General features: G+C 47.5%; 19 protein-coding genes. 15 read left to right on the top strand and 4 right to left on the bottom strand.

The genetic code is table 11. The features are described from left to right. Window positions 1–12 precede the first annotated feature (12 nt). Entirely contained in the window at window positions 13–858 is an 846-nt protein-coding gene (gene fdhD, locus NT073_RS20600; protein WP_297377207.1) for a formate dehydrogenase accessory sulfurtransferase FdhD, read from the top strand. A gap of 32 nt (window positions 859–890) precedes the next feature. Here fdhD and NT073_RS20595 read toward each other — a convergent pair whose 3' ends face one another. Then, window positions 891–1,766: a diacylglycerol kinase family protein gene (locus tag NT073_RS20595; protein ID WP_297377205.1), complete on the bottom strand. Its 876-nt coding sequence runs from the start codon at window positions 1,764–1,766 to the stop codon at window positions 891–893. Window positions 1,767–1,814: 48 nt separating this feature from the next. Here NT073_RS20595 and NT073_RS20590 point away from each other — a divergent pair, with 48 nt between their 5' ends. Next, window positions 1,815–2,888, top strand: coding sequence for a phosphatase domain-containing protein (locus NT073_RS20590; RefSeq protein ID WP_297377203.1), 1,074 nt, complete (start codon window positions 1,815–1,817; stop codon window positions 2,886–2,888). Between the two features lie 21 nt (window positions 2,889–2,909). Here NT073_RS20590 and NT073_RS20585 read toward each other — a convergent pair whose 3' ends face one another. Further along, a complete protein-coding gene (locus tag NT073_RS20585) occupies window positions 2,910–3,329 on the bottom strand; it encodes a hypothetical protein (protein WP_297377201.1) in 420 nt (139 codons plus the stop codon). Window positions 3,330–3,527: 198 nt separating this feature from the next. Between NT073_RS20585 and NT073_RS20580 the strand changes: the two genes are divergently transcribed. Next, window positions 3,528–5,150, top strand: a complete 1,623-nt coding sequence (locus tag NT073_RS20580; RefSeq protein ID WP_297377199.1) for a hypothetical protein — start codon at window positions 3,528–3,530, stop codon at window positions 5,148–5,150. A gap of 102 nt (window positions 5,151–5,252) precedes the next feature. Here NT073_RS20580 and fabG read toward each other — a convergent pair whose 3' ends face one another. Continuing rightward, window positions 5,253–6,005, bottom strand: coding sequence for a 3-oxoacyl-ACP reductase FabG (gene fabG / locus NT073_RS20575; RefSeq protein ID WP_297377197.1), 753 nt, complete (start codon window positions 6,003–6,005; stop codon window positions 5,253–5,255). 438 nt (window positions 6,006–6,443) lie between these two features. Between fabG and NT073_RS20570 the strand changes: the two genes are divergently transcribed. The 11 genes from NT073_RS20570 to NT073_RS20520 all read left to right on the top strand — a co-directional run bounded on the left by NT073_RS20570 (window position 6,444) and on the right by NT073_RS20520 (window position 19,733). Then, the gene (locus NT073_RS20570) at window positions 6,444–6,872 is read left to right on the top strand and encodes a response regulator (RefSeq protein WP_297377195.1); all 429 of its coding nucleotides are present in this window, start codon (window positions 6,444–6,446) and stop codon (window positions 6,870–6,872) included. 362 nt (window positions 6,873–7,234) lie between these two features. Then, window positions 7,235–7,687 carry a response regulator gene (locus NT073_RS20565; protein ID WP_297377193.1) on the top strand — a complete coding sequence of 151 codons (453 nt, stop codon included), beginning with the start codon at window positions 7,235–7,237 and terminating at the stop codon, window positions 7,685–7,687. A 93-nt stretch (window positions 7,688–7,780) separates the two neighbouring features. After that, the gene (locus NT073_RS20560) at window positions 7,781–9,385 is read left to right on the top strand and encodes a hypothetical protein (protein ID WP_297377191.1); all 1,605 of its coding nucleotides are present in this window, start codon (window positions 7,781–7,783) and stop codon (window positions 9,383–9,385) included. 355 nt (window positions 9,386–9,740) lie between these two features. Continuing rightward, on the top strand, window positions 9,741–10,889 hold the full coding sequence (locus NT073_RS20555) for a glycosyltransferase family 4 protein (RefSeq protein WP_297377189.1): 1,149 nt from the start codon (window positions 9,741–9,743) through the stop codon (window positions 10,887–10,889). Between the two features lie 89 nt (window positions 10,890–10,978). Then, window positions 10,979–12,187 carry a DUF1972 domain-containing protein gene (locus NT073_RS20550; RefSeq protein ID WP_297377187.1) on the top strand — a complete coding sequence of 403 codons (1,209 nt, stop codon included), beginning with the start codon at window positions 10,979–10,981 and terminating at the stop codon, window positions 12,185–12,187. A gap of 41 nt (window positions 12,188–12,228) precedes the next feature. Then, window positions 12,229–13,329, top strand: a complete 1,101-nt coding sequence (locus tag NT073_RS20545; RefSeq protein WP_297377185.1) for an MraY family glycosyltransferase — start codon at window positions 12,229–12,231, stop codon at window positions 13,327–13,329. 139 nt (window positions 13,330–13,468) lie between these two features. Then, window positions 13,469–14,833: a sigma-54 dependent transcriptional regulator gene (locus NT073_RS20540; protein ID WP_297377183.1), complete on the top strand. Its 1,365-nt coding sequence runs from the start codon at window positions 13,469–13,471 to the stop codon at window positions 14,831–14,833. A gap of 24 nt (window positions 14,834–14,857) precedes the next feature. After that, complete coding sequence (locus tag NT073_RS20535) at window positions 14,858–17,677, top strand: PAS domain S-box protein (protein ID WP_297377181.1); 2,820 nt, start codon at window positions 14,858–14,860, stop codon at window positions 17,675–17,677. Between the two features lie 166 nt (window positions 17,678–17,843). Beyond that, the gene (locus NT073_RS20530; RefSeq protein WP_297377179.1) at window positions 17,844–18,284 is read left to right on the top strand and encodes a MarR family transcriptional regulator; all 441 of its coding nucleotides are present in this window, start codon (window positions 17,844–17,846) and stop codon (window positions 18,282–18,284) included. A 10-nt stretch (window positions 18,285–18,294) separates the two neighbouring features. Beyond that, window positions 18,295–18,738: an organic hydroperoxide resistance protein gene (locus NT073_RS20525; protein ID WP_366107594.1), complete on the top strand. Its 444-nt coding sequence runs from the start codon at window positions 18,295–18,297 to the stop codon at window positions 18,736–18,738. After that, window positions 18,735–19,733: an NADP-dependent oxidoreductase gene (locus tag NT073_RS20520; protein ID WP_297377177.1), complete on the top strand. Its 999-nt coding sequence runs from the start codon at window positions 18,735–18,737 to the stop codon at window positions 19,731–19,733. The genes NT073_RS20525 and NT073_RS20520 overlap by 4 nt, the downstream gene beginning before the upstream one ends. A 79-nt stretch (window positions 19,734–19,812) precedes the next feature. Here the strand turns inward: NT073_RS20520 and NT073_RS20515 are convergent, their stop codons facing one another. Then, window positions 19,813–20,580, bottom strand: coding sequence for a class I SAM-dependent methyltransferase (locus tag NT073_RS20515; RefSeq protein ID WP_297377175.1), 768 nt, complete (start codon window positions 20,578–20,580; stop codon window positions 19,813–19,815). A gap of 182 nt (window positions 20,581–20,762) precedes the next feature. On the opposite strand from NT073_RS20515, the gene NT073_RS20510 reads away from it, so the two are divergent. After that, window positions 20,763–22,214, top strand: a complete 1,452-nt coding sequence (locus NT073_RS20510; protein WP_297377174.1) for a GWxTD domain-containing protein — start codon at window positions 20,763–20,765, stop codon at window positions 22,212–22,214. Window positions 22,215–22,220: the final 6 nt, after the last annotated feature.

The raw sequence follows: 22,220 nt of genomic DNA, 5'->3' as shown, positions 1-22,220 counted from the left end.
AATTGGCTGGAAATGTCTCTTGTTGCGCCGGTTACCGTTCATAAAATCCTAGGCGAAAGTCTTTCGGAAGCGCCTGATCTGCTCGCTGTTGAAGAGCCGCTGGAAATACGCCTTGGCTTTGGCCCTGCTTCCAATCGGGAGCAACGCTCCATATCGGTCACCATGCGAACACCCGGCCACGATGAAGAGTTGGCGATGGGGTTCTTATTTACCGAAGGCATTGTTCAACGTTCAGCCGATATTGTCTCCTGCCGACATTGTGTTCAGGATGCCGAGAAGGAAGGTAATGTGATGAGGGTAGAGCTACACCCCGATGTTATTGTCGACTGGGCGCGGCTGGAACGAAACACATTTACCTCGTCAAGTTGCGGGTTGTGTGGGAAAGCCACCATCGAAGCGGTTATGGCCCTCACGCCGGGTCCGCTATTGAGCGATTTCTCGGTTGAGCCTGCCATTCTTCATGCGTTACCGGATCAGGTTCGTCAGATACAACGGGCGTTTGCCTATACCGGAGGTATTCATGCTGCCGCCCTGTTCGATGCGGACGGTAAACTGTTACTCGTCCGGGAGGACATTGGTCGCCATAATGCGCTGGACAAACTTATTGGAGCCGCTTTCTGGCAAAACTGGCTTCCTCTGGCCCAATACGGCGTTTTTTTGAGTGGCCGCATTGGGGTCGAACTAGTTCAGAAAAGTTGGCTGGCTGGTGTTCCCCTGCTGGCTGCCGTAGGCGCTCCGTCGAGCCTCGCGGTTCAGATGGCGAAAGAGGCCCATATGACAATGGCCGGATTTGTTCGCGATAACCGCTTTAATATTTACAGCCAACCCAAACGAGTGCTGGTGAATCAGTTGGTCTGATGGAGCTTTGTCTAGCCCTTTAAAGCAAATGTTTATAGCACCGACGCCGGAACAAGCATAGTCAGGGCACCTGGTTTAATAGTTGCGCTAAGGCTCGTGATCCGCCCTCGATATTCGCCGTCTATCTGAAAATACGCCTTCCGGTGGGTTTCAATCGTGACCGATGTAGCTGGGTAAATTTCTATATTCTTGGGGTTAAACGGCTGATAGCGCCAGAAAAGCTTGATGATTTCCCAGAACGACAGTCGACGGAAGATAACGACTTCGAACTGGCCGTCGAAGGGAGTACCATCTGGGTTAATAACCGCACCTGTGCCGTACATGCGGGCATTGGCCAGTACAATCATGAAGGCAGCCCGCTGCACGCATTCATCACCAATTGTAACGGCTACGCGGAGTAAGCGCCGTTTCTGAAGCACATTGACCACACTGCGGAGATAGCCAAGTTTGCCCCGCAGGTTGTTTTTTTCGTAATGCTGAACCAACTGGGCGTTCATACCAATATCGCTCAGATGTAAACAAACGTCGTTATCGTTAACGGCTATGATGTCGGTGGCTCTCTCGATTCCATTGACCAGCACATCCAGACTACCCTCAACATCGGGCGGAATGCCCAGTTCGCGCGCCATTCCGTTAGCTGAACCGGCGGGCAGAACACCCAGAGGAATACCGCTGTTAAGCAGGGCTGTTGCCACAATCTTGATGGTTCCGTCGCCACCCACGGCTACCACGCGGTCGGGTTTATGGATTTCGAGTTGCTGCCGAATCTGTTCATCATCTGTTTTCCCATTAAGATGAAATAAGTGAACAGTATGGGGTTTATCGGCAAAGTATGACTGGATACCTTCTTCCCAGGCAGTTTTTTCTTCCCCGCCCGAAACGGGGTTTATGGCGAATAAAAAGGTCAACTTCTGCGTAGATTATGTGTTATAAGATGGCGAGTATCGACTGAACGTATGAAAGCTGTGCAACCCACTCACCCTGATAAACAAAAAATAACCCTGAAGGGTAAGATAAAACGTTATTTCTTAACATTACTGCGGCTGACCGACCAGCCCACAGTGAAGATTTATCGTGGTTTTGGTAATGATAAACAGCTGACTATTTACGGCCATGTGTTCAGAAGGAGCCCGATACCTCGGAAAAAATACCGCGATATTGACTTGGTTAACCTGCTGGCAGTCATTCGCTTATTTCTGGTGAAGCCGTATCCGCGAACAATGGTACGTATCCGCTTCAGTGAACAGCTAGTTACTGTCATGACCGACGACGATGGTTGTTTTCAGGTCGAGCTTCCCATAATACATCCATTGACGCCTGGCTGGCACCCGGTTCGGGCGCAGCTCATTTCGCAAACTATAGACCCGGAACAAATACTGGCAGAAGGCGAAGGCCAGGTATTGATTCCGCACCCGGCTCAATTCATTTGTATCTCGGATATTGACGATACATTTCTGGTTTCGCACTCGGCCACGATTGCCAAGCGTCTGCTGGTCTTATTGACTGAAAACGCGCACAGCCGAATGCCGTTCGAAGGCGTCGTTGCGCACTATAAGCTGCTTGCCGAAGCCAATAGTGGGTTGAAGGCTACAAATCCGTTTTTCTATGTGTCGAGCAGCGAGTGGAATTTATACGATTATATTCTGGAATTCTCGACAAAAAACGAGTTGCCAAACGGTGTGTATCGCCTGAGTCAGCTCAAGCGTCTGTCGCAGGTACTAAAAACGGGGAAAGGCAAGCACCATACTAAATTCGACCGGATTGAGCAGATTATCAACACTTACCCGAATCAGCAGTTTATCCTGCTCGGCGACGATTCGCAGCAGGACCCAATCATATATGAGTCGGTTGTCCGGCACTTTCCCCGCCAGATTCGTTGCGTGTACATCCGTCAAATTCATGCCGAACATAAAGTCCGCACCAAGCAGTTGATGGCCAGTATAGAAGCCAACGGAGTAGCCAGCTGTTACTTCGCGCACAGTGCAGACGCCCGGCAGCATTCGATAGCTATTGGCCTCATTCCTGAGTAAAGAGACACGGTCAGCCCAGCACTAGAATCCATGCTGCGGTTGCCAAACCGTGCAGCTATCCGTTGCCGACTGCGTTTTAATAAATGCGTAATAGATAGACCGCTTGAGTTCGCCCTGGCAGTTGGTCGCTACTGTTACGATCAGTCGCTGGCTGTTAGTCGCCAGACTGTCGGGTATTATCAGCTCGTTGGCGGTGTTTATCTTTATTTTTAAATCCTGGGGCGTAAAGCCGAGGATTTGCGCCGTATCCTTAAGCGCATATACACTCCATTCGAAACTTGAGGGAGAGGTACCGTATTCACTAGCCGTCAGTGCCAGACCGTTACCTTTATAACATCGTTGATCCACACTTATTTTTTGGGGAGATCGACAGGGGCTGGTATTATCCTGAGAAGCGCAGCTACTTACGCAAATCAGGCTGAATGCTACTAGGGTTTTCATAACGAAGATGTTGAGTTGTAGTTGAACATACTCTTACTACTTAAATAGAGCAGAAAAGTTGGTAGTCCTGAAGAAGTGTGAAAGAATTTGTCTGGAGAGGGGGTATACGCAGTTCGGCAAATAAGGCAAAGGCTTTGTTTGCGGGTTCGTCCTGCTCTACGACTAACCGGCAAACCCCATCTAAACTACCGCAAAGCTATGCCTGCACAAATCTTCTTTTCTGAGAATGAGCATTTAAGTAAGGCGATCAAAGAACGGACTAACCTTCTGAAGCTGTCGCCCGAAAAACTTTACCCCTGGTGGCGCCGACCCTGTAAGGTGAGACTTCTGTTGCTTACCGATGGTACTCTCAACTTTGGCCTGGGCGATTTCGGCCTGTCTACTTTTGTTTCTATTCTGTCCAATGACGGTCGCAGTTACGTCGATTTCGAAATCACGATTGCTCACCGGGGCCTTGCTGTTGGCAATCCGGGGGTGCCGGTTTCCCGAAGCATCCCGAATTTTCGCTTTACCGACGGTTCTCATTTCTCCGACACGATGTACGATCAGGTCTGGCTGTTCGGCTTCGACGCATCGCCCGTAGGCCTCTCCGACGCTGAACTGGTGCTTCTAAGTACATTTATGAATAACGGCGGGGGCGTATTTGCCACCGGCGACCACGGAGAACTGGGCCGAGCTCTGGGTGGGTCTGTTTCGCGGGTACGCAAGATGCGGCTCTGGACCAACGCCAGTGGCAATGTAGGGATGCAGGACCCCAACCGAAACGATACGAACCGAATTGGGCATGACTCGGGTTCACAATTTGACGACCAATCGGATGACGTTCCTCAGGAAATACAGCCTCGTTTGTACTCTAGTTCACTGGGCGGTTTTCTACGCGAAACCTACCCGCATCCTATTTTGTGCAGCCCGCTGGGCCGTATCAAGGTGCTGCCCGATCACCCTCACGAAGGACAATGCGTAGAGCCGACAGACCTCACCGGCAATTACGAAAAAGATGGAACCCCCGAGTTTCCGATGGGGATAACCCCCGAAATTATTGCCTATTCAACGGTACTAGCCGGTAACACAGCAGGCACCAAGCTGGCAACGCAGGCGCAAACCTTCGGTGCCATCTGTGCCTACGACGGCCATAAAGCCAACATCGGGCGGATAGTGACCGATTCGACCTGGCATCACTTCGTGAATATTAACCTGATTGGCGAAGCCTCCGAACCTGATACAAACGTAAAGGGACTGGGCTTTATGGCATCTGCCACGGGACAACAACACCTGGCCCAGATTAAACACTACTACATCAACACGGCGGTATGGCTTTCACGAACTACTAACCACACCTGTTTCCGGTCGCGCTTACTTTGGCAGTTGGTAGTTGAACACCGTATTCTGGAGGCCACCATGGACAATCCGGCTCTGCGGTTCGAGCGAATTACGCCGTCTCTGCTATACAGCATTGGCACTCATGCCACTGATGTGCTGGGGAAAAAAGCAAGTCAGTGCCGACGGTTGATCTTACTGATTGACATTGTGCGGCCTATTTTGCCTGAATTTGTCCAACTGATTGACCCGTGGCTAAACAATCGAAAACAGGAGCCGAATCCACCCATTCCGTGGTTTGACTTTAATCCGTTGCTGGCCATGGCGTTGGGTGGCGGACTGTTGACCCTGCGGGATAAGTTCGTCAATAACAACCTGGACGATCCCAACCGGATTGAGGCTAAAGAAATTATGGCAGTGTTTCAGGAGGGAGCTAAACGAGGTGTTGAAGTGGCTTTGAAGGAACTGAATACGGATCTCCGTAAGTTTAGCTCCATCCGTTAAGAAGCTGGCTAAGATAGGGTAAGATAGCCCTGTCTTTTGATTGACCAATAACCTAACCCTCCGCATAGCTGCTGTTTTCGGTTATGCGGAGGGTTTTGCTGTTTACCGGGCTAGATACCCGCCATCGACCGGATAATACGAACCCGTAACGAACGATGCTTTATCGGAACTGAGCCAGACAACCAGCTCAGCCACTTCCTCTGATTTACCCAAACGGCCAATGGGGTGAAGTCCAATTAACTGCTGTTTGACGTCGTCCGATAGCACCGATAGCAGGGGAGTATCAATATAACCCGGCCCGACGGCATTGATGCGAATGCCCTGGGGTGCGTATTCAATAGCCGCCGTTTTAGTGAGGCCCACCATGCCATGTTTGGCGGTTACGTAGCCCGGCGAACCGGGCGTACCAACCTGCCCTAAAATAGAAGCCATGTTCACAATGGTGCCTTCACCTTGCTTCAGCATTTGCTCTAACTCGTATTTCATGCAGAAGAATACGCTGTTGAGGTTCACATTGATTATACGGTGCCAGCCCTCGAGACTATAATCGGCAGTCATATTCAACTCGCCCCCAATCCCGGCATTATTGCAGGCAATATTGAGGGCGCCAAAGACAGTAACAGTTTCCTGTACCAGTTTCTGGCACTGAAGCGGGTCGCTAACATCGCTTTTATAAAAACGGGCATTTACACCGGCAGTTGTTAGTTGCTCAGCTACTTGCTTGCCCTGCACCTCATCAATGTCAGAGATCATCACATTTGCCCCGCGCAGCCCGTAGAGTTCTGCTACTGCTTTACCAATGCCGGAAGCGGCTCCGGTTATCAGAGCCGTTTTCCCGAGTAAGTCTTTATCCATAGCCAAGTCATTAAGAGAAATAAGTGTACGCGTCGTTTTGGTTGATTAGTTGGACTATTTCACTAATTAGGCCGGTCGACGGGCCGAAATAAGCAGATATATGCCGGATGCTTTATGACTATAACTAACTATAGATTTGATAAAAATCAGGAAACGCACCCCTGGCCGTAGCCTATGATAAATAGATACCCTGAAACACTCTTTAATGCTCTACCTTTGTCCCTTATTTAACCTGGAAATAAAAATATAGACTAGGTATAAAATTAGACGCTATTCATTTACATAAGTTGGAAAAGCGGATAAGATTGGTTTCCATATTATGGAAAAATGTTCCGTTATATGGAAACTAAAAAAGATTAAATGTTGATTTTGGCCTGATAATCAGTATACATGTTTGTTGGCATAGTTTTGGGTTTCGCGTGCTTTTACGAATTATCTATGGAAACCAGACGATCTTTGTCAATATTTATTCTGGATGATAATCCCTTTTGTGGAACTATTACCGAACAACATATTCGTAATCTTGACTACACTGATGTTGACTTATTTACAGACGCAGAAACCTGTTTAAAGCAGCTTGGCAGGAGACCGGATATTATCTTCCTGGATTACCCGTCAAAATCCCCGGATGGCTTGGATATCGTTCGCAAAGTGGGTCGCATCAATCCGGATATTTACATAGTCGTTCTTACTGATCAGGAGAACAGAGAGGCTACCGCACACTCGCGTAAATATGGAGCGTTCGATTATATAGTCAGAGGTCATGATGACCTGAATAAAATACACACTGTGCTGAAAAAAATTGAGGAGGTCATGACGCTTCTGGAGTTACGACCACCTGGCAGCCCAACTCCCCAGAAGTTATAAATACAGCTATTGAATTACACATGGCCTTTGTATGATAAAAGACAATGATACCCTCTTTTGTCATACAAAGGCCATATTTGTATACTAAATATCTAGGAATAATGGCAAATTAACCTTATTCCTGAAAAATTCTAATAAAAAGCAGAAATACTGATAGTTGAGTATTTACTTTTGTAAAATATTATAAACTATATTTGCATATAATAGCTCATACGTTAATAATAGGCAACTTTCCATAATGTGGAAAATTATTCCAAATGATAGACTTATCTAGTAGACTATTGTAGTCAACAGCTTGATAATTAGGGTATTTGCCCACTGGCATAGTATTAGATCAATTAGTTAGTATAAAATAAATACACATGGAAAATAACAAATCCTTATCCATTTTTATTCTTGACGACGATGCATTTTGTGGCAGTCTTTATGAACAGCATGTCCGCAACCTTGGCTTTACCAATGTGAAATTCTTTATGGATGGGCAGGAATGCTTGAACAGTCTGACTGAACAGCCTGACGTTATCTTCCTGGACTATCACATGGAGCCCCTCAACGGCCTTGATGTTTTACGGAAAATAAAGCGCTTCAACCCCAACATTTATCTGGTTGTTGTTTCCAGCCAGGAAGATGTACAGGTCGCGGTCAATTCCCTGAAATATGGTGCCTTCGATTATATTATCAAAGGGCGCAATGAGTTCGAGCGTATAGGCTCAGTATTGAGAAAAGTTCAGGAGGTGATAGAGCTTCTTAAGCAGCATCCGCAGGGCAAATGGAAAAAATTGCGGAACATGCTCGGCATTGAACCAAAGCAGTAAAGAAACCTTAAGTCTAATTTACAGACTACACAACTGGTTATAAACACCATTGAGTTGATTTAGGCTGGTATACCACTGCTAACGCTTATTTATATGAATCTGCCCGCTGCTTATACAACTGATATTGACCGACTCCGTCGAGGCCTGCATACGATTGGTATTCCGGTGGTTACGGCATCTTCGCCTGAATTTACTTATCCGATAGACAGTTACCTGTACCGAAATACTGATGGTAGTATCCGCTGGTTATGGCCGGTAGAGGCTACAGAGCCGGACTTCTTACGGTTTTATCAGGTTGATAACCGACGAGCGCAACTGTTTGTGTGGACGGTCAGGCTGTTGTTTCGTATGGGGTTAGGCCGGCTGGTGGCTCACGACCGGCTGACGCTCTACACATCCGAAAGCGGAAACCAGCTGGTACGGCAAAGTCATATAAAACGCTGGGCTTTATCGACCGGTGCGCCCGGGCCCAATCGCAAAATAGTTATCTGGCACTGCATGCGTTCGGGAAAACGCTATCTAACCAAAATTGCCGTAGGACCGGCTGCACTAACCGGCTTACGACAGGAAGCGCGGGCGCTGCGCCATCTTCAGCAGGCTCCTTTTTTGCAGGTTAACACCCCCAAACTAACGGCGTATTCGCTGCGATTTATTGCAACCGGGTTTCTGATTCAGGAAGATATGGGGGTAACCTGTACGCCACAAACGAATCAGCTGGCTCAGTTACCCGAACGTGTTTTGCCGGAATTGTTTAGCCGAAACTGGCATACGCAACCGTTACATCAGACCGGCTTCTGGCAGCAGGCTCACCAAAACCTGGCAGCGCTAAAGGCGGCTAACGATCCACGGATACCAACCGGTTTACTTGACAAACTGAACTTGTTGATGCGGTCGCTTAATGATCAGATCGCCGTACCGATTGCTGCTGCCCATGGCAATTTTACTCCCTGGACTGTGTTATTGACGAACCGGCAGGTGAGTATCGTGGATTGGGAACGCTACGCAGACGAGTTGCCGGGGCTCTATGATCTCTTTCACTTTCTATACCAGTCTGCAACACGGATTGGCAATCAGGACTATAGCACAACCCGGCGCCTGATCGACGATACGCTGAACCGTCCGGAATGGAAGCTGTTTCGGGAAACCTATGAGCTGGACACGGCTTTGGCCGAAATATTATACCTGATTCAGGCCATTACCGCTACGCTGCTGGAGTACACGCAACAAACGAACTGGTCGGAGCCGATTAACGGGCAATTGGCGACTTGGAGCGATGCTCTAACACATTGGCTAAACCGGCAGGATAGTATCTCTGACCATCAGCTGCTGTTTTATGACGTAGCATTCTGGCTGCATCAACAACCTAGTAAAGAATTGACTGCCACAAGTTACTCTGGTTTGGTACCTGATGCATTGAAGTTGTGTTTATCTCAGTCAGCCGCTCTTCAATTGACACATTATCTCCGACATCATTCGCTGATGTCTGAATTCGTTGCCAAACCAAATGAAGGAGTAAATCAGCTCCGTATTCGTTGCCTTGATAACTCAAGCCTCCGCATCGATTTGAATTGTCGCGTTAAATCTGGTAAACTGAGCGTATGGAAGTTGTCCGGAAGTCGGCTGGGCGCTATTCTCATGAGCCTACGGTACTCAACGCCTAAGTCAGTTAAGCGTACGTTCACCTATTTTATCGCCTGAACGGGGTAAAGACCATTAGTGATTAATTGTTACTACTAGCTTATAGTATCCTTGTGGGACTCAAACGGATTCTGTAGTGGGGTGCTCGTTTTAGTAACTCAGCAAAAGCCAGTCTGTATGCATACGATGTATGAGGTAGGTCGTAACCGATATATTAACCTTATCAGTATAAGTACCGTATCATTCATTCCGTAGCTGACGGGTCGTTTTGCTATCCGATCTGTAACAGCGCCCATACCAGCTCATTTGGCAGCGGCTCAATTTTATACCCAACGGGCTGACCCAGTAATCCTAATTCAACAAAACAGATACACCATTTGGTAAAAAGGCCATGTAGGGGTAACCCACAAAAGCTATGAAATCGAAGCGAATAATTGCCGTTCATCTACTTAATGACTTCAGTGGTAGCCCCCTCGTTTTTCGGCAGGCCCTGGAAGCACTTGAAGAGGCAAATCTTGATGTTGTTTTGTTTACCGCTACGCCTAGTGGGCGTGGTTTTTTGAGCGATCTACCTGGAGTGGCAACCCAGGCTATTGCCTACAAATGGCATCCGGCCAAGCTGGTCACCCTGTACTATTACCTCAATATTCAGCTCCGGCTGTTTTTCAGACTTTTGTTTTTTCTACGGTCGACCGATGAGGTCTATATCAACACCTTGCTTCCTTTTGGCGCGGCACTGGCCGGTTGGCTGCGTAGTTGTCGGGTAGTTTATCACGTACATGAAGTTAGCTTAAAGCCCTGGCTGTTAAAGGCCTGGCTTCGGCTTATTGCAAACGTTACGGCTCAGGAGGTCTTGTTCGTGTCGAAATATACTCAGCAGCAGACCGGATTAACGCGCCCCGTTTGCCGGCAAGTATACAATGCCTTACGAGACTCCTTTACAGAACAGGCCAGCCAACTCGCCGAAGCCAATACCGCTTTTCCCTTTACGGCGCTGATGCTCTGCTCCAACAAGGCTTACAAGGGTATTTATGAGTTTGTGACCTACGCCCGTCAGTTATCGCATATTCGGTTTATACTCGTCCTGAATGCAAAAAATGAGGAGGTTACTGCATTTACAGAACAGGTAAGCCCTCCGGCTAACTGTTTGGTTTATCCCGCACAGGCCGATACAATTCCGTTTTACGAACAGGCGCATGTAGTGCTTAATTTGTCCCGGCCCGATGCCTGGGTCGAAACATTTGGCATGACAGCGCTCGAAGCTATGGCATGCGGACGCCCGATTATTGTTCCGCCGGTGGGGGGGATCTGTGAACTGATAGAAGACTCGAAAGAAGGCTTTACCGTTGATGCCCGCCAGACAGAGGAGGTTGTTCAGCGTCTTCAATTGTTGTCGTCAGATATGAACCTGTATCTGAAAATGGCTCAGGCCGCTCGTCGGCGCTCCGCATTCTTTTCGGCACGCCGATTTCGTGAGCAGATAACCAGCGTTTTTCTGCCGGAACAGGTCAGCAGTCGATCAGTGTATTCTGTGGAAAAAGTGTCCAGAATCGAGAATGAATAAGTGTTAGTTTAAATATAAGTAATTGATTTTTAGCTGTTTGCTGGTTTGGCACGGCTTAGGATAATAGAAAATTAATAAATAATAAAAGCATGAGTAAGACCAACGTAGCAATTATTGGAACTGTAGGTATCCCGGCCAAATATGGCGGTTTCGAAACCCTGGCCGAGCATTTGGTGGATCACCTGGGTAACGAAACAAACATAACGGTCTACTGTACGACCAAGAAGTACGGTCAGTCTGAACGACCGGCGACGTATAAAGGGGCACGGTTGGTATACCTGCCGTTTGATGCCAACGGTATTCAGAGTATCATTTATGACTGCTTCAGTATTTTACATGCATTATTTTATGCCGACGTAATGCTCATTCTGGGTGTTAGCGGGGGCTTTATGGTGCCCTTTGTCCGGTGGTTTACAAAGAAAAAAATTATTATCTCGATTGACGGTATTGAGTGGAAACGGAACAAATGGAGCAAACTTGCCCGATGGTACCTGTGGGCGGCCGAATGGGTGGCTGTACGTTATTCACACGCGGATATTTCGGATAATGAGTCGATTCAGAATTACACCGCTATTCGCTATAAGACGCTGAGCCACATTATTGAGTATGGCGCCGACCACACCATCGCGGTTAGTCCAACGCCTGACGACCGCGAAAAGTATCCATTTCTGGCTGCGCCCTACGCATTTACCGTTTGCCGGATCGAGCCGGAAAACAATATTCACCTGATATTGGAAGCTTTTGCCCAATTACCGAAGCATACGCTGGTTATGGTGGGAAACTGGACAAACAGTGAGTACGGAGCCAGTCTGCGCGAACAACATAAAAAGGATACGAATATTCACTTGCTCGACCCTATTTACGACCAGCGTCAGCTTGATCTGCTGCGCAGCAATTGCCTGATTTATGTTCATGGACACAGTGCCGGTGGAACAAATCCATCCCTGGTAGAAGCCATGTACCTCGGGTTACCGGTTATTGCGTTCGATGTAGCCTACAACCGGTCGACTACGGAAAACAAGGCCCTGTTTTTCAGAACATCGGCCGAATTGACCAAGCATATTCAGAACACGTCAATCAGTGAACTGAAGAACCGAGCCGACATCATGAAGACCATTGCCTATCGCCGGTATACCTGGACGGTGATTGCCCAGAAATACGCCTACCTGATTCGTCTTGTACAGCAGGTATCTACCAAAAAAGAACTTAACTCCCTGGCCGGTACACGCCTGTCTTCCGATTGGTTGCTGGAATCGGAACTGGCTCACTTAGAGAGACCATCTTACTTTTACGAATAAATTATACGTATCGATAGAATTTAGTCTATATAAAAAACATCATGATACAAGATCTTCTTACAACGAACAGCCTTATTCTTGGCTTCCTGATTGCCCTGGTAAGTTGCTGGGTGCTTTTACCCTTTCTCATTAAGTTGAGCCCCAAAATCGGGCTTGTTGATAAACCCAACTTCCGGAAGGTACACCAGAAGCTGATTCCGGCCATTGGCGGACTGACGATCGCGCTGGCCGTTACGTTTACGGCACTGGTATATGCCCCGTTGCGCAATTTACTGACCGCAAACCTGCCGCTTACTATTGCCCTGGCAACCCTTACGATAACCGGCGTGCTTGACGACCGACTGAACCTGCCGGCCATACTTCGCCTGGGAATTCAGTTAGGCTGTGCCTTCCTGATCGCCAAATATGGCATTCGCCTGACATCGCTTCATGGGGTGTTCGGTATAATGGAACTGTCCATGTTTTTTCAATATGCCATCACCATGTTTGTGCTGACCGTTATGGCAAACGCCTTCAATTTGATCGATGGTGTTGATGGTCTCGCGGGAAGTCTGGCATTTAGCAACAGTGTTGTGTTCAGTGTTTTAGCTATTGTGGTAGGTCAGCAGGAATGGCTGGCACTGCTGCTGCCCGTAGCTGGTGCCTTGCTGGCATTCCTGAGGTATAACTGGCGCCCCGCCAAATTATTCATGGGCGATGGTGGCTCGGTAGTACTTGGCTTTCTCACGGCTGCTTTAGGCATTATATTCATTGAAGGCTCTTATCAGCAGACAGTCGATTATGGTCCTTACGCCATTATTTTAACCACTGCCAGCTGCATGATTCCGTTAATTGACGCACTTCGCGTAGCCATTAATCGGATGCGAAAAGGGAAATCACCATTTGCCGCCGACAAAAATCACATGCACCACTGGTTCCTGAAACACCGCTTTGTTCACTCGGAGATTACCCTGCGTATCGTTAAAATGCATGCCGCCCTGACGGTTATGTCTATTTTGGCGTCATTTGTGTTCAGCGTTACAACAATAATTTTCCTTCAGATTTTTGCCGTTATTATTTATACCTGGTTGATTCAGTTCAGTCATGCCTTCCTCAAAAACGTCAGGCTGGTGAAAGCACTTGAAACAAAATTTGTTCCCTAAGCTTTTAGTAACCCAAACGTCACAAGGAACGTAGACAAATTCATTAATCAAGGTAAGTTTTTGTTTGCTAATTTCACTTTTGAATAAATTAGGGAATAAATTGTCTTAGTCGCTCAGAGCCAGAGCGATAACTTGTATTATGAATGAGTCTGATATCTACCGTATTTTTATTGTTGAAGATGATCCATGGTATGGTGAAGTACTGAAATATCACCTGTCCTTGAACCCTAATTACGAACTTCACCGGTTTACGACCGGTGAAGATTGTCTTAAACATATCAGTGTGTGTCAGCCCCACCTGATTACACTTGATTATTCATTACCCGATACCAACGGGGCTGAGCTATTTCGGCGTATTCAGGAGCGATTGCCTGATACGCCGGTTATTGTTATCAGTGGCCAGAAAGATGTTGAAACGGCTGTAGGATTACTACAGGCGGGGGTTTACAATTATTTTGTGAAGGATGATCGGACAAAGGATCTCCTGTGGAATGCAATCCTTAAAATCCGGGAAAATCAAAGCCTTAAGCAGGAAGTAGATCAGCTCCGCGAAGAATTAGGTCAGAAATACGACTTCAATTCAATCATTAAAGGAAGCAGTCAGGCAATAGGCAAGGTTTTTACCCTTGTCGAAAAAGCTGTTCGGACAAACATCAACGTGTCGATCACTGGTGAAACTGGTACCGGAAAAGAACTGGTCGCCAAGGCAATACACTACCACTCTGACCGTCGTAAAAAGCCATTCGTTGCCGTCAATATGGCTGCCATCCCGAAAGAGCTGGCTGAAAGTGAATTGTTCGGGCATGAAAAAGGATCGTTTACCGGTGCGATAAACAAAAAAATCGGACGTTTTGAAGAAGCCAATAAAGGCACTTTATTTCTCGATGAGATTGCGGAGCTGGATTTAACATTACAAAGCAAATTACTGCGGGTTTTGCAGGAACGTGAGCTTACCCGAGTGGGAGGCAGCGAAAAAATCATGCTGGATATCCGGCTGGTAATTGCGTCGCACAAAGACTTGCTGGAGGAGGTCAGGCAGGGGCGCTTTCGGGAGGATCTGTACTACCGGATTATGGGATTACCCATTGCACTGCCCCCGCTTCGTGAACGCTCTACAGACATAATGTTGCTGGCGAGACACTTCCTGGATGAATTTTGTAAGGATAATCGCCTGGGTACAATGACTATTTTACCCGCAACTACCGAAAAGTTAATGCGGTACAACTTTCCCGGTAACGTGCGCGAGTTAAAGTCCATTATTCAACTGGCTGCCGTAATGAGTGATGGTGTCGAAATCAGACCCGACGACCTGTTGTTTACGTCTCTTTCCGGAACTAACGAAAGTATGGCCGAAGAAATGACACTTCGCGATTACACGATTCAGATTATTAAGTCTTACCTGAAAAAGTACGATAACAACGTGCTCCTTGTGGCTGATAAACTGGATATAGGAAAATCGACTATTTACAAGATGATCCAGAACGATGAGCTTTCTCTATCCTGAGTTTGAGTGAACCAGAAATCCAACATGAAAAGAGAGACAACCCCTCTGCCCGTACATGAGCCGTTATCAACCGATTTGCTGCACCAGGAAAACGAGCGGCTCCGGGCTGAAACGAAGCAGCTGAAGGATATAATACGCCAGCAGCAGGCAGAGTTAAGACGTGTTGAACAACGCTGGAAATTTGCACTGGAAGGCTTTGGCGATGCCGTTTGGGAACTCAATCTTCAAACCAGAGAAATTATTCGCTCGGTCCGGTACCGCGAAATCCTGGGTTACACGTTGGAGGAATTTCCGGATGTTGTCGAGGTCTGGATGGATAAACTGCATCCTCAGGACCGGCAAAACTTAACCGATCCGGATATGAGTTTGTATTTGTCCGGTGCCCGGAAAAACCATATAACCGAATACCGCCTTCTGGCTAAAGATGGTACGTATAAACATTTTCTGGACAAAGGTCGGGTGTTTAGTTATTCGGAAGACGGCAAGCCACTGCTCATGATTGGCACCAGTACCGATATTACCCACCAGAAAAATATTGAAGATGCCTTACGAACCAGCGCACATCGACTATCAAACCTCATTGCCGATTTTCAGGAAGGTATCTTGCTGGAAGATGAAAACAGAGCTATTGTACTGGTCAATCAGCAGTTTTGTAATATGTTTTCTGTGCCACTGAAACCCGACGAGTTAGTTGGCGTCGATTGCTCGGGCATGGCTGAGCAAAGCAAAGGTTTCTTTAAAGAACAGGATGCGTTCGTAACCCGGGTTAATCAATTGCTACAGGAACAGAAACTGGTGATTGGCGAGGAAATTTCCCTGGCAGATGGGCGTACTTTTGAGCGTGACTATATCCCCATCTTTATCGATGGCGTTTATGCCGGGCATCTGTGGAAATACACCGACATTACAAAACGAAAACACGCCGAGGATGCTGCATTTTACCTCAACGAGAAATATCAGCGTATCATCGAGAACATGAACCTGGGCCTCATTGAGGTCGATTCAGAGGAGCGTATCGTTTATACGAACCAGAGTTTTTGTGCCATGAGCGGCTATGAACCGGATGAGCTGATTGGGCAGGTTGCTACAGATATCCTGCTAAAAGGCCAGAACATTCAATTCATGAAGGAGAAGAATGAAAGCAGGCTCAAAGGTAATGTCGATGCGTATGAAGTATCTATTAAAAATAAGCGTGGCGACGCTATGTGGTGGTTGGTAAGTGGAGCCCCCTTATACTCCCAATCAGGACAGGTCATTGGCTCTACTGGTATCCATCTGGATATTACCAAGCAGAAACAACTTGAATCGGAACTGCGGGTTGCTAAGCAGGAAGCGGAACATTCGGCCCGGGTCAAAGAACTTTTTCTGGCCAATATGAGCCATGAAATTCGTACGCCCATGAATGCTATTCTTAACCTGGGGCAGCAGATCACAAAGACGAGCCTGACAGAGCACCAGCAGTTTTTTATCGGCATGATCAATACGGCGGCCAGTAATCTGTTGGTCATTATTAACGATATACTGGATTTTTCAAAAATCGAAGCGGGTGAGCTTTCTCTGGAGCACATCAATTTCGATTTGGCCGATCTTATTGAGCAGGCTGTGCTGGTGATGACACATGATGCTGAAAAGAAAGGGTTGGTAATTTCTACAGAAGTTAGTCCTGGTCTGCCGCCGACACTTCTGGGAGATCCTTTCCGCATAAACCAGATTCTATTAAACCTGATCGGCAATTCGGTTAAGTTTACAAACGCGGGTAGTGTGCATATTCAGTGTGATTCTAAGAAGGTGGCTGGAAATCAGCTAATTGCCTTGTCTGTAGCTGATACCGGAATTGGGATCGCCCCTGAGTTCCTGAGCAATTTATTTACGAAATTTACCCAGGAAGATGGTAGTATTGGGCGTCGGTATGGTGGGTCGGGGCTTGGTATGAGTATTACCAAGCAATTGGTTGATCTGATGGGTGGTACCATTGATGTTAAAAGCGAAAAAAATAAAGGAACTACAGTAACTGTAAAGCTATCACTGCCCATAGGGAAGAACGAGAACGACGTGAATCAGAAACAAACTACTCCCAATGAAGACCTCTTGCAGACGAAACGTATTTTGCTGGTAGAGGACAATGCCATGAACCGACTGGTGGTTACAACCATTCTTAAACCGTATGGGATCACTATTGTTGAAGAAACAAATGGCTACAACGCCGTAGAAAGGCTCCGAAAAGAAACGTTCGATATCGTGTTAATGGATGTACAAATGCCGGTTATGGATGGGCTGGAAGCCACCCGCATTACACGTGAGGAGATCAGTAAATCACTTCCTATTATTGCATTGACGGCCAGCGTCATACGGAGTGAGAAAGAAGAGTGTTTTAACGTAGGTATGAATGACTTCCTGGCAAAGCCATTTGAAGGAAAAGAATTGGTTAACATGCTCATGAAGTGGCTCACTGGCACTGTCGAGGTTGCTGAGCCGGAAATCAAAGAAGCGGATGGGTCGCTCTACAACTTGTCCCGCTTAGAAATGATCAGCCGGGGTAGTCAGGAGTTTATCCAAAAAATGATTCAGCTATTCTGTACGGAAGCACCGGATGTGGCAACTCAGATAAAAGCAGCTTATGAAGCCGACGATTTTGCTAAAGTGAAGTACCTGGCCCACCGGATAAAGCCTACCATTGATACCATGGACATTACATCGCAGATCGACGCTATCCGTAAAATAGAGGAGCTGGCGATTATTGGAGAGAACTCCAGCGACTTTAAATCGCTCGTTGATGATTTTGAAAAGACAATCCACCAGGTAACCGGGCACATGCAACAAACCTACGGAACTGGAAGTAATTAAAGTTATCAACTATTCAGTGATTTGTTGTTGATGTTAGTCGGTTGAGCAACAACCAAAAATTGGTCAATACATAAAAAGCGGTCAATCTTTCTCGAAAAGTTGGCCGCTTTTAAACTTTATAGGCCCCGGTTTAGTTAGTATATTGTGCACAATCTAATTGTAGGCAATGAAAAAGCTACTCCTTGATAATCAGCTCTGCTTTCCCCTGTATGCACTCTCGCGCCAGGTAACGGCGCTATATCGCCCCTTGCTTGAACGATTGGAACTGACGTATCCTCAATACCTGGTTATGCTGCTGCTGTGGGAAACAGACAATCGATTTGTAGGCGAAATAGGCGATCGTTTGCTGTTGGATTCAGGTACGCTTACCCCTTTGTTAAAACGACTTGAACAGAAACAACTGGTTACCAGAAAACGTAACCCGGCCGACGAACGTCAGGTTACCATTCAACTTACCGAAGCTGGACAGGCTTTGAAAAATCAAGCCGTCGATATTCCGACCCAATTACAGGAAGGTCTAAATCTGGACGATAAACAGATAATTAATCTGCGTATTCAGCTAGTAACATTATTAAATCAACTTACAAAAACAGACACAGTAAACTAGTTAACCAATTATGATTCAGCCATTATATACAGCCCACGCTACCGCCACCGGCGGCCGTGATGGCCATGTGACTTCATCCGACAAGGTTTTAGATCTGGATGTGCGGGTTCCCCGCGAAATGGGGGGTGCCGGGGGGGCTTTTACCAATCCCGAACAACTTTTTGCCGCTGGCTATGCAGCTTGTTTCGATAGTGCTCTAAATCTGGTTACTCGAATGAGTAAAGTCAAAACGGGCACAACAACCGTAACCGCCGATGTAAGCATTGGTAAACTCGCGGACGGTGGCTTTGGACTGGCCGTTACACTCGATGTCAATGTGCCGGGTGTTGAACAGAACGTTGCTGAAGAACTGGTCGCAAAAGCACACCAGGTATGTCCTTACTCGAACGCAACACGCGGCAATATTGATGTGACCCTAACGGTTACGAATCACGAAAGCAGCGTACAGGCATGAGTATTCAGCAGATCGTATTAGTATCGCGTCCCAAGGGGATGCCCGATGCCGACACATTTCGTATTGACGATGCCAGCTTACCCGAGTTGCAGGCTGGAGATGTACGGATTGAACCCACTTATTTCTCGGTAGATCCATACATGCGGGGCCGGATGAACGATGCTAAATCGTATATACCTCCCTTTCAGGTTGGACAGCCGTTAACGGGTGGAGCTGTGGGTAAGGTATTGGAGAGCAAAGCCGATGGTTTCGCCGTTGGTAATCTGGTGACGGGCAATCTGCCTTGGGCCACGCAGGCCGTTGTTGCTGCCAACGGTCTTAAGAAGATAGATGCCAGTCTGGCCCCGGCCAGTTACTATCTGGGTATTCTCGGTATGCCGGGTCTGACCGCCTATTTTGGCCTGCTGGATATTGGCAATCCTCAGCCCGGCGAAACGGTAGTGGTATCGGGCGCGGCCGGTGCCGTCGGAATCATTGTGGGGCAGATTGCCAAGATCAAGGGATGCCGGGTGGTTGGCATTGCCGGTTCCGATGATAAAGTAGCTTTGCTGAAAGAAGAGTTCGGATTTGACGAGGTAGTCAATTATAAAACAGCTACCAACCTAACTGAAGCTATCGCCGATGCCTGCCCAAACGGAGTCGATGTGTACTTCGATAACGTTGGGGGAGAGGTTTCCGACGCCGTTATCAACAATATTAATTTTCATGCCCGCATTCCCCTGTGTGGTCAGATCGCGTTGTATAACACGACCGAGGTACCCATGGGACCCCGTATTCAGCCCATGCTGCTGACCCGCAGTGTGCTGATGAAAGGCTTTATTGTCGGTAATTACCAAGCCCGTTTTGGCGAAGGGGTCAAGCAACTGGCGGCTTGGGTAAACGAAGGGAAACTTCGGTATACCGAAACGACGCTTAAAGGGTTTGATAAATTACCAGAAGCCATGTTAGGCCTGTTTTCCGGCCAGAACACGGGTAAAATGATTGTGGAAGTTTAATCATCGACACAGAACTGGTAAATACAGAGAAGGCCAGACATTTAATGTCTGGCCTTCTCTGTATTTACCAGTTCTGTGTTTACTTCGTCGCTACGTAAAAGAAGTCCAGGCTACCGGCCGGGTTATTACTAACTAGGTAATCTGAATAATTGATTTCGGCGGCAATACCGTCTGCCTGTAGGAGTCGGTTTCGGTTCAAGCGATTCATCAGGTCATAAGGAACCTGTAACAGTCGGCGGGGAAGCCGGTATTGCAGATTGAAAATATCGAAGCGGGTCAGCCTTTTAACCGATTCTTTGTTCTGCTCATAATACGTCATCACTTTCTCATTGCCGTGAATACCCCTCGTTTCTACGTTAGGGAAATACTTGCCCATCAGCGATTTCAGGCCATCGGCATAATACTCCCGAACGTGCCAGGGGTTGCGTGTCAGCGAAAACGTCTTATTAACGGTCGTTAGCAACAGCTTCCCGCCGGGTTTCAACACACGGTGCGCTTCTTTGATAAACAGATCATCGTTTTCGATATGCTCAATCACCTGAAACGTAACGATATAATCGAACGTATTGTCCGGTAAACCGCCAAGAGGTGGAATATTGGCAGCGATGAATGTTGAATTGGGATACCCAACACTCAACGACGAAATTAACTCCTCGTTCTTATCAATTCCGGTGTAATGTTCGGCTGCTTTGGTGAGCAGCTCCAGCCCTCGGCCCCAGCCGCAACCAATTTCGAGTACCCGTCCGCTTACCATAGCAGCTGCTTCGACATAAGGGAATAACAGTCGTTGGTGAACAGGGTTGTCCGATGCGATTTCGGCGGAAGTAATTTCGGTCGTCTTATACATGCGTTTGCAATTCAATTGGCAAAATTACTCTTTTGCATAAGTAAAGAAAAATGGATGCAGCCGGTAACCCAAAAGATGTCTTTTTTTCGTTATTAATGCACCATCTTAAAGTGAACAATTAAACCTATACAGTTTCTGAGCCTTTATAGGTTTACAGGGTCATAGATTTTACATCATTCTTTATGCGTATTCTATCTGCTTTCTTTTTCATTTGTTTTCTGACGGCCTGTTCGACCAATAAAAAAACGCAGCAGGACCGGGCTAATGCAGCCTACGATGCCCGTACCGAAGCGCAGCGGAATCAGAATCGGCCCGCCACCCGCCCCGCCGAAGCGCCCCGTACCGATTCCCAGCGATCAGAATCTCCGCGTACCGATTCCCGTTCGTCAACGGCGCAGACCCCCGCTCCAGTTAAAGTTATGACGGATGGGCCAGCTTTGGGAACCACCCCGTCGGTATCCGGTAAAGCGGCCGGTGAGTGGATGGTAACGTCCATTAAAGGGAAGTTTCTGGCTATTGACAGCAACAGTGTTCGTGTGTACATGGACATTACGGCTAAATCTCCGGCGGGCGAGGTTGTACTAAAGCCTGCTGATTTTGTTGAGCATTTTCTGATGGCCTACGTCATGTACCCCGATTATAATAACCGGGAGCGACTTGGGTATGGAACTGTTCCGCTTACCACGGAAAACGTAGGGCAAGAGGGTGATCATTTAACCCTCAGATTCGATGTAAAACGCCCCAAAGACGCACCCTCCTCTGTCCTGCTATCTGAATTTACCGAGAGTAGCTCTGGAACCAAAGCCCGCAATGACCTGACCTTACGCTTTAAAGGGGCAAAGCTGAGCGACCGGTATTCGCTGTTCGATAAAACGGGAACGCGTCCTCAACTGCGTAATTATGTGAACATTGGCGATACGGTTATTATCCGCGATGTAAACGGATCGAACAAACAGCTGTTGGGCTATCGATACCGGCACGATTTTGAAGCGGCCTCATCACCCATGAATACGTCGGCCCGGCCCGCAGCCAAATCGCTGACTGAAGATTCTACCCTGAGCATTACAACCAATAAACCATTTATCATTCCGCGCGAAGGGCTGTACTATTTTGTGGAAGATACCGCCGACGTAGCCGGTATTGGCTTGGTAGCGGCTGATAAGCGATTCCCCAAGCTGACCCGCCCCGAGAAACTGATTAAGCCAGTGCTGTACATGAGTACCAGTTCTGAAATCAGTGAACTGAATCAGGCGCAGGACACGAAAAAGGCCTTCGACCGTTACTGGCTGAGTCTGATGTCGGGGAACGAAGAAGTAGCCCGCAAAACCTTGAAAGCCTATTTCGACCGTGTAGAAGAAGCAAACCGCTTATTTACGTCCTACAAGGAGGGCTGGAAGACCGATAAAGGTATGATTTACATCGTACTTGGCGCTCCGGACCGGGTGCAAAGGAACCGCGAGCGCGAAGTGTGGGTTTATAATCGCCGGGCCAATGTCTCGGAGGTTAACTTTACCTTTACAAAAAAACCGAATCAATTTGTCGAGGATCATTACGAACTGGTGCGCTTCATTGAGTATCAGCCGGTTTGGTACCCGATTGTCGAAGCATGGAGAACCGGCGCAATCCGCGAGTAAATCGCC

The organism is Spirosoma sp. (assembly GCF_026391055.1).
Classification (GTDB): domain Bacteria; phylum Bacteroidota; class Bacteroidia; order Cytophagales; family Spirosomataceae; genus Spirosoma.
Note: the sequence above shows the minus strand (reverse complement) of the source record. Positions and strands in the feature narration are given on the sequence as shown.

Coding starts and splice junctions, on each gene's coding strand:
- NT073_RS20555 (WP_297377189.1), top strand. CDS start 9,741: ATGAAATCGAAGCGAATAATTGCCGTTCATCTACTTAATGACTTCAGT.
- NT073_RS20580 (WP_297377199.1), top strand. CDS start 3,528: ATGCCTGCACAAATCTTCTTTTCTGAGAATGAGCATTTAAGTAAGGCG.
- NT073_RS20570 (WP_297377195.1), top strand. CDS start 6,444: ATGGAAACCAGACGATCTTTGTCAATATTTATTCTGGATGATAATCCC.
- NT073_RS20515 (WP_297377175.1), bottom strand. CDS start 20,580: ATGTATAAGACGACCGAAATTACTTCCGCCGAAATCGCATCGGACAAC.
- NT073_RS20585 (WP_297377201.1), bottom strand. CDS start 3,329: ATGAAAACCCTAGTAGCATTCAGCCTGATTTGCGTAAGTAGCTGCGCT.
- NT073_RS20530 (WP_297377179.1), top strand. CDS start 17,844: ATGAAAAAGCTACTCCTTGATAATCAGCTCTGCTTTCCCCTGTATGCA.
- NT073_RS20565 (WP_297377193.1), top strand. CDS start 7,235: ATGGAAAATAACAAATCCTTATCCATTTTTATTCTTGACGACGATGCA.
- NT073_RS20545 (WP_297377185.1), top strand. CDS start 12,229: ATGATACAAGATCTTCTTACAACGAACAGCCTTATTCTTGGCTTCCTG.
- NT073_RS20540 (WP_297377183.1), top strand. CDS start 13,469: ATGAATGAGTCTGATATCTACCGTATTTTTATTGTTGAAGATGATCCA.
- NT073_RS20560 (WP_297377191.1), top strand. CDS start 7,781: ATGAATCTGCCCGCTGCTTATACAACTGATATTGACCGACTCCGTCGA.
- NT073_RS20550 (WP_297377187.1), top strand. CDS start 10,979: ATGAGTAAGACCAACGTAGCAATTATTGGAACTGTAGGTATCCCGGCC.
- NT073_RS20520 (WP_297377177.1), top strand. CDS start 18,735: ATGAGTATTCAGCAGATCGTATTAGTATCGCGTCCCAAGGGGATGCCC.
- NT073_RS20590 (WP_297377203.1), top strand. CDS start 1,815: ATGAAAGCTGTGCAACCCACTCACCCTGATAAACAAAAAATAACCCTG.
- NT073_RS20525 (WP_366107594.1), top strand. CDS start 18,295: ATGATTCAGCCATTATATACAGCCCACGCTACCGCCACCGGCGGCCGT.
- NT073_RS20510 (WP_297377174.1), top strand. CDS start 20,763: ATGCGTATTCTATCTGCTTTCTTTTTCATTTGTTTTCTGACGGCCTGT.
- NT073_RS20535 (WP_297377181.1), top strand. CDS start 14,858: ATGAAAAGAGAGACAACCCCTCTGCCCGTACATGAGCCGTTATCAACC.
- fabG (WP_297377197.1), bottom strand. CDS start 6,005: ATGGATAAAGACTTACTCGGGAAAACGGCTCTGATAACCGGAGCCGCT.
- fdhD (WP_297377207.1), top strand. CDS start 13: ATGTCTCTTGTTGCGCCGGTTACCGTTCATAAAATCCTAGGCGAAAGT.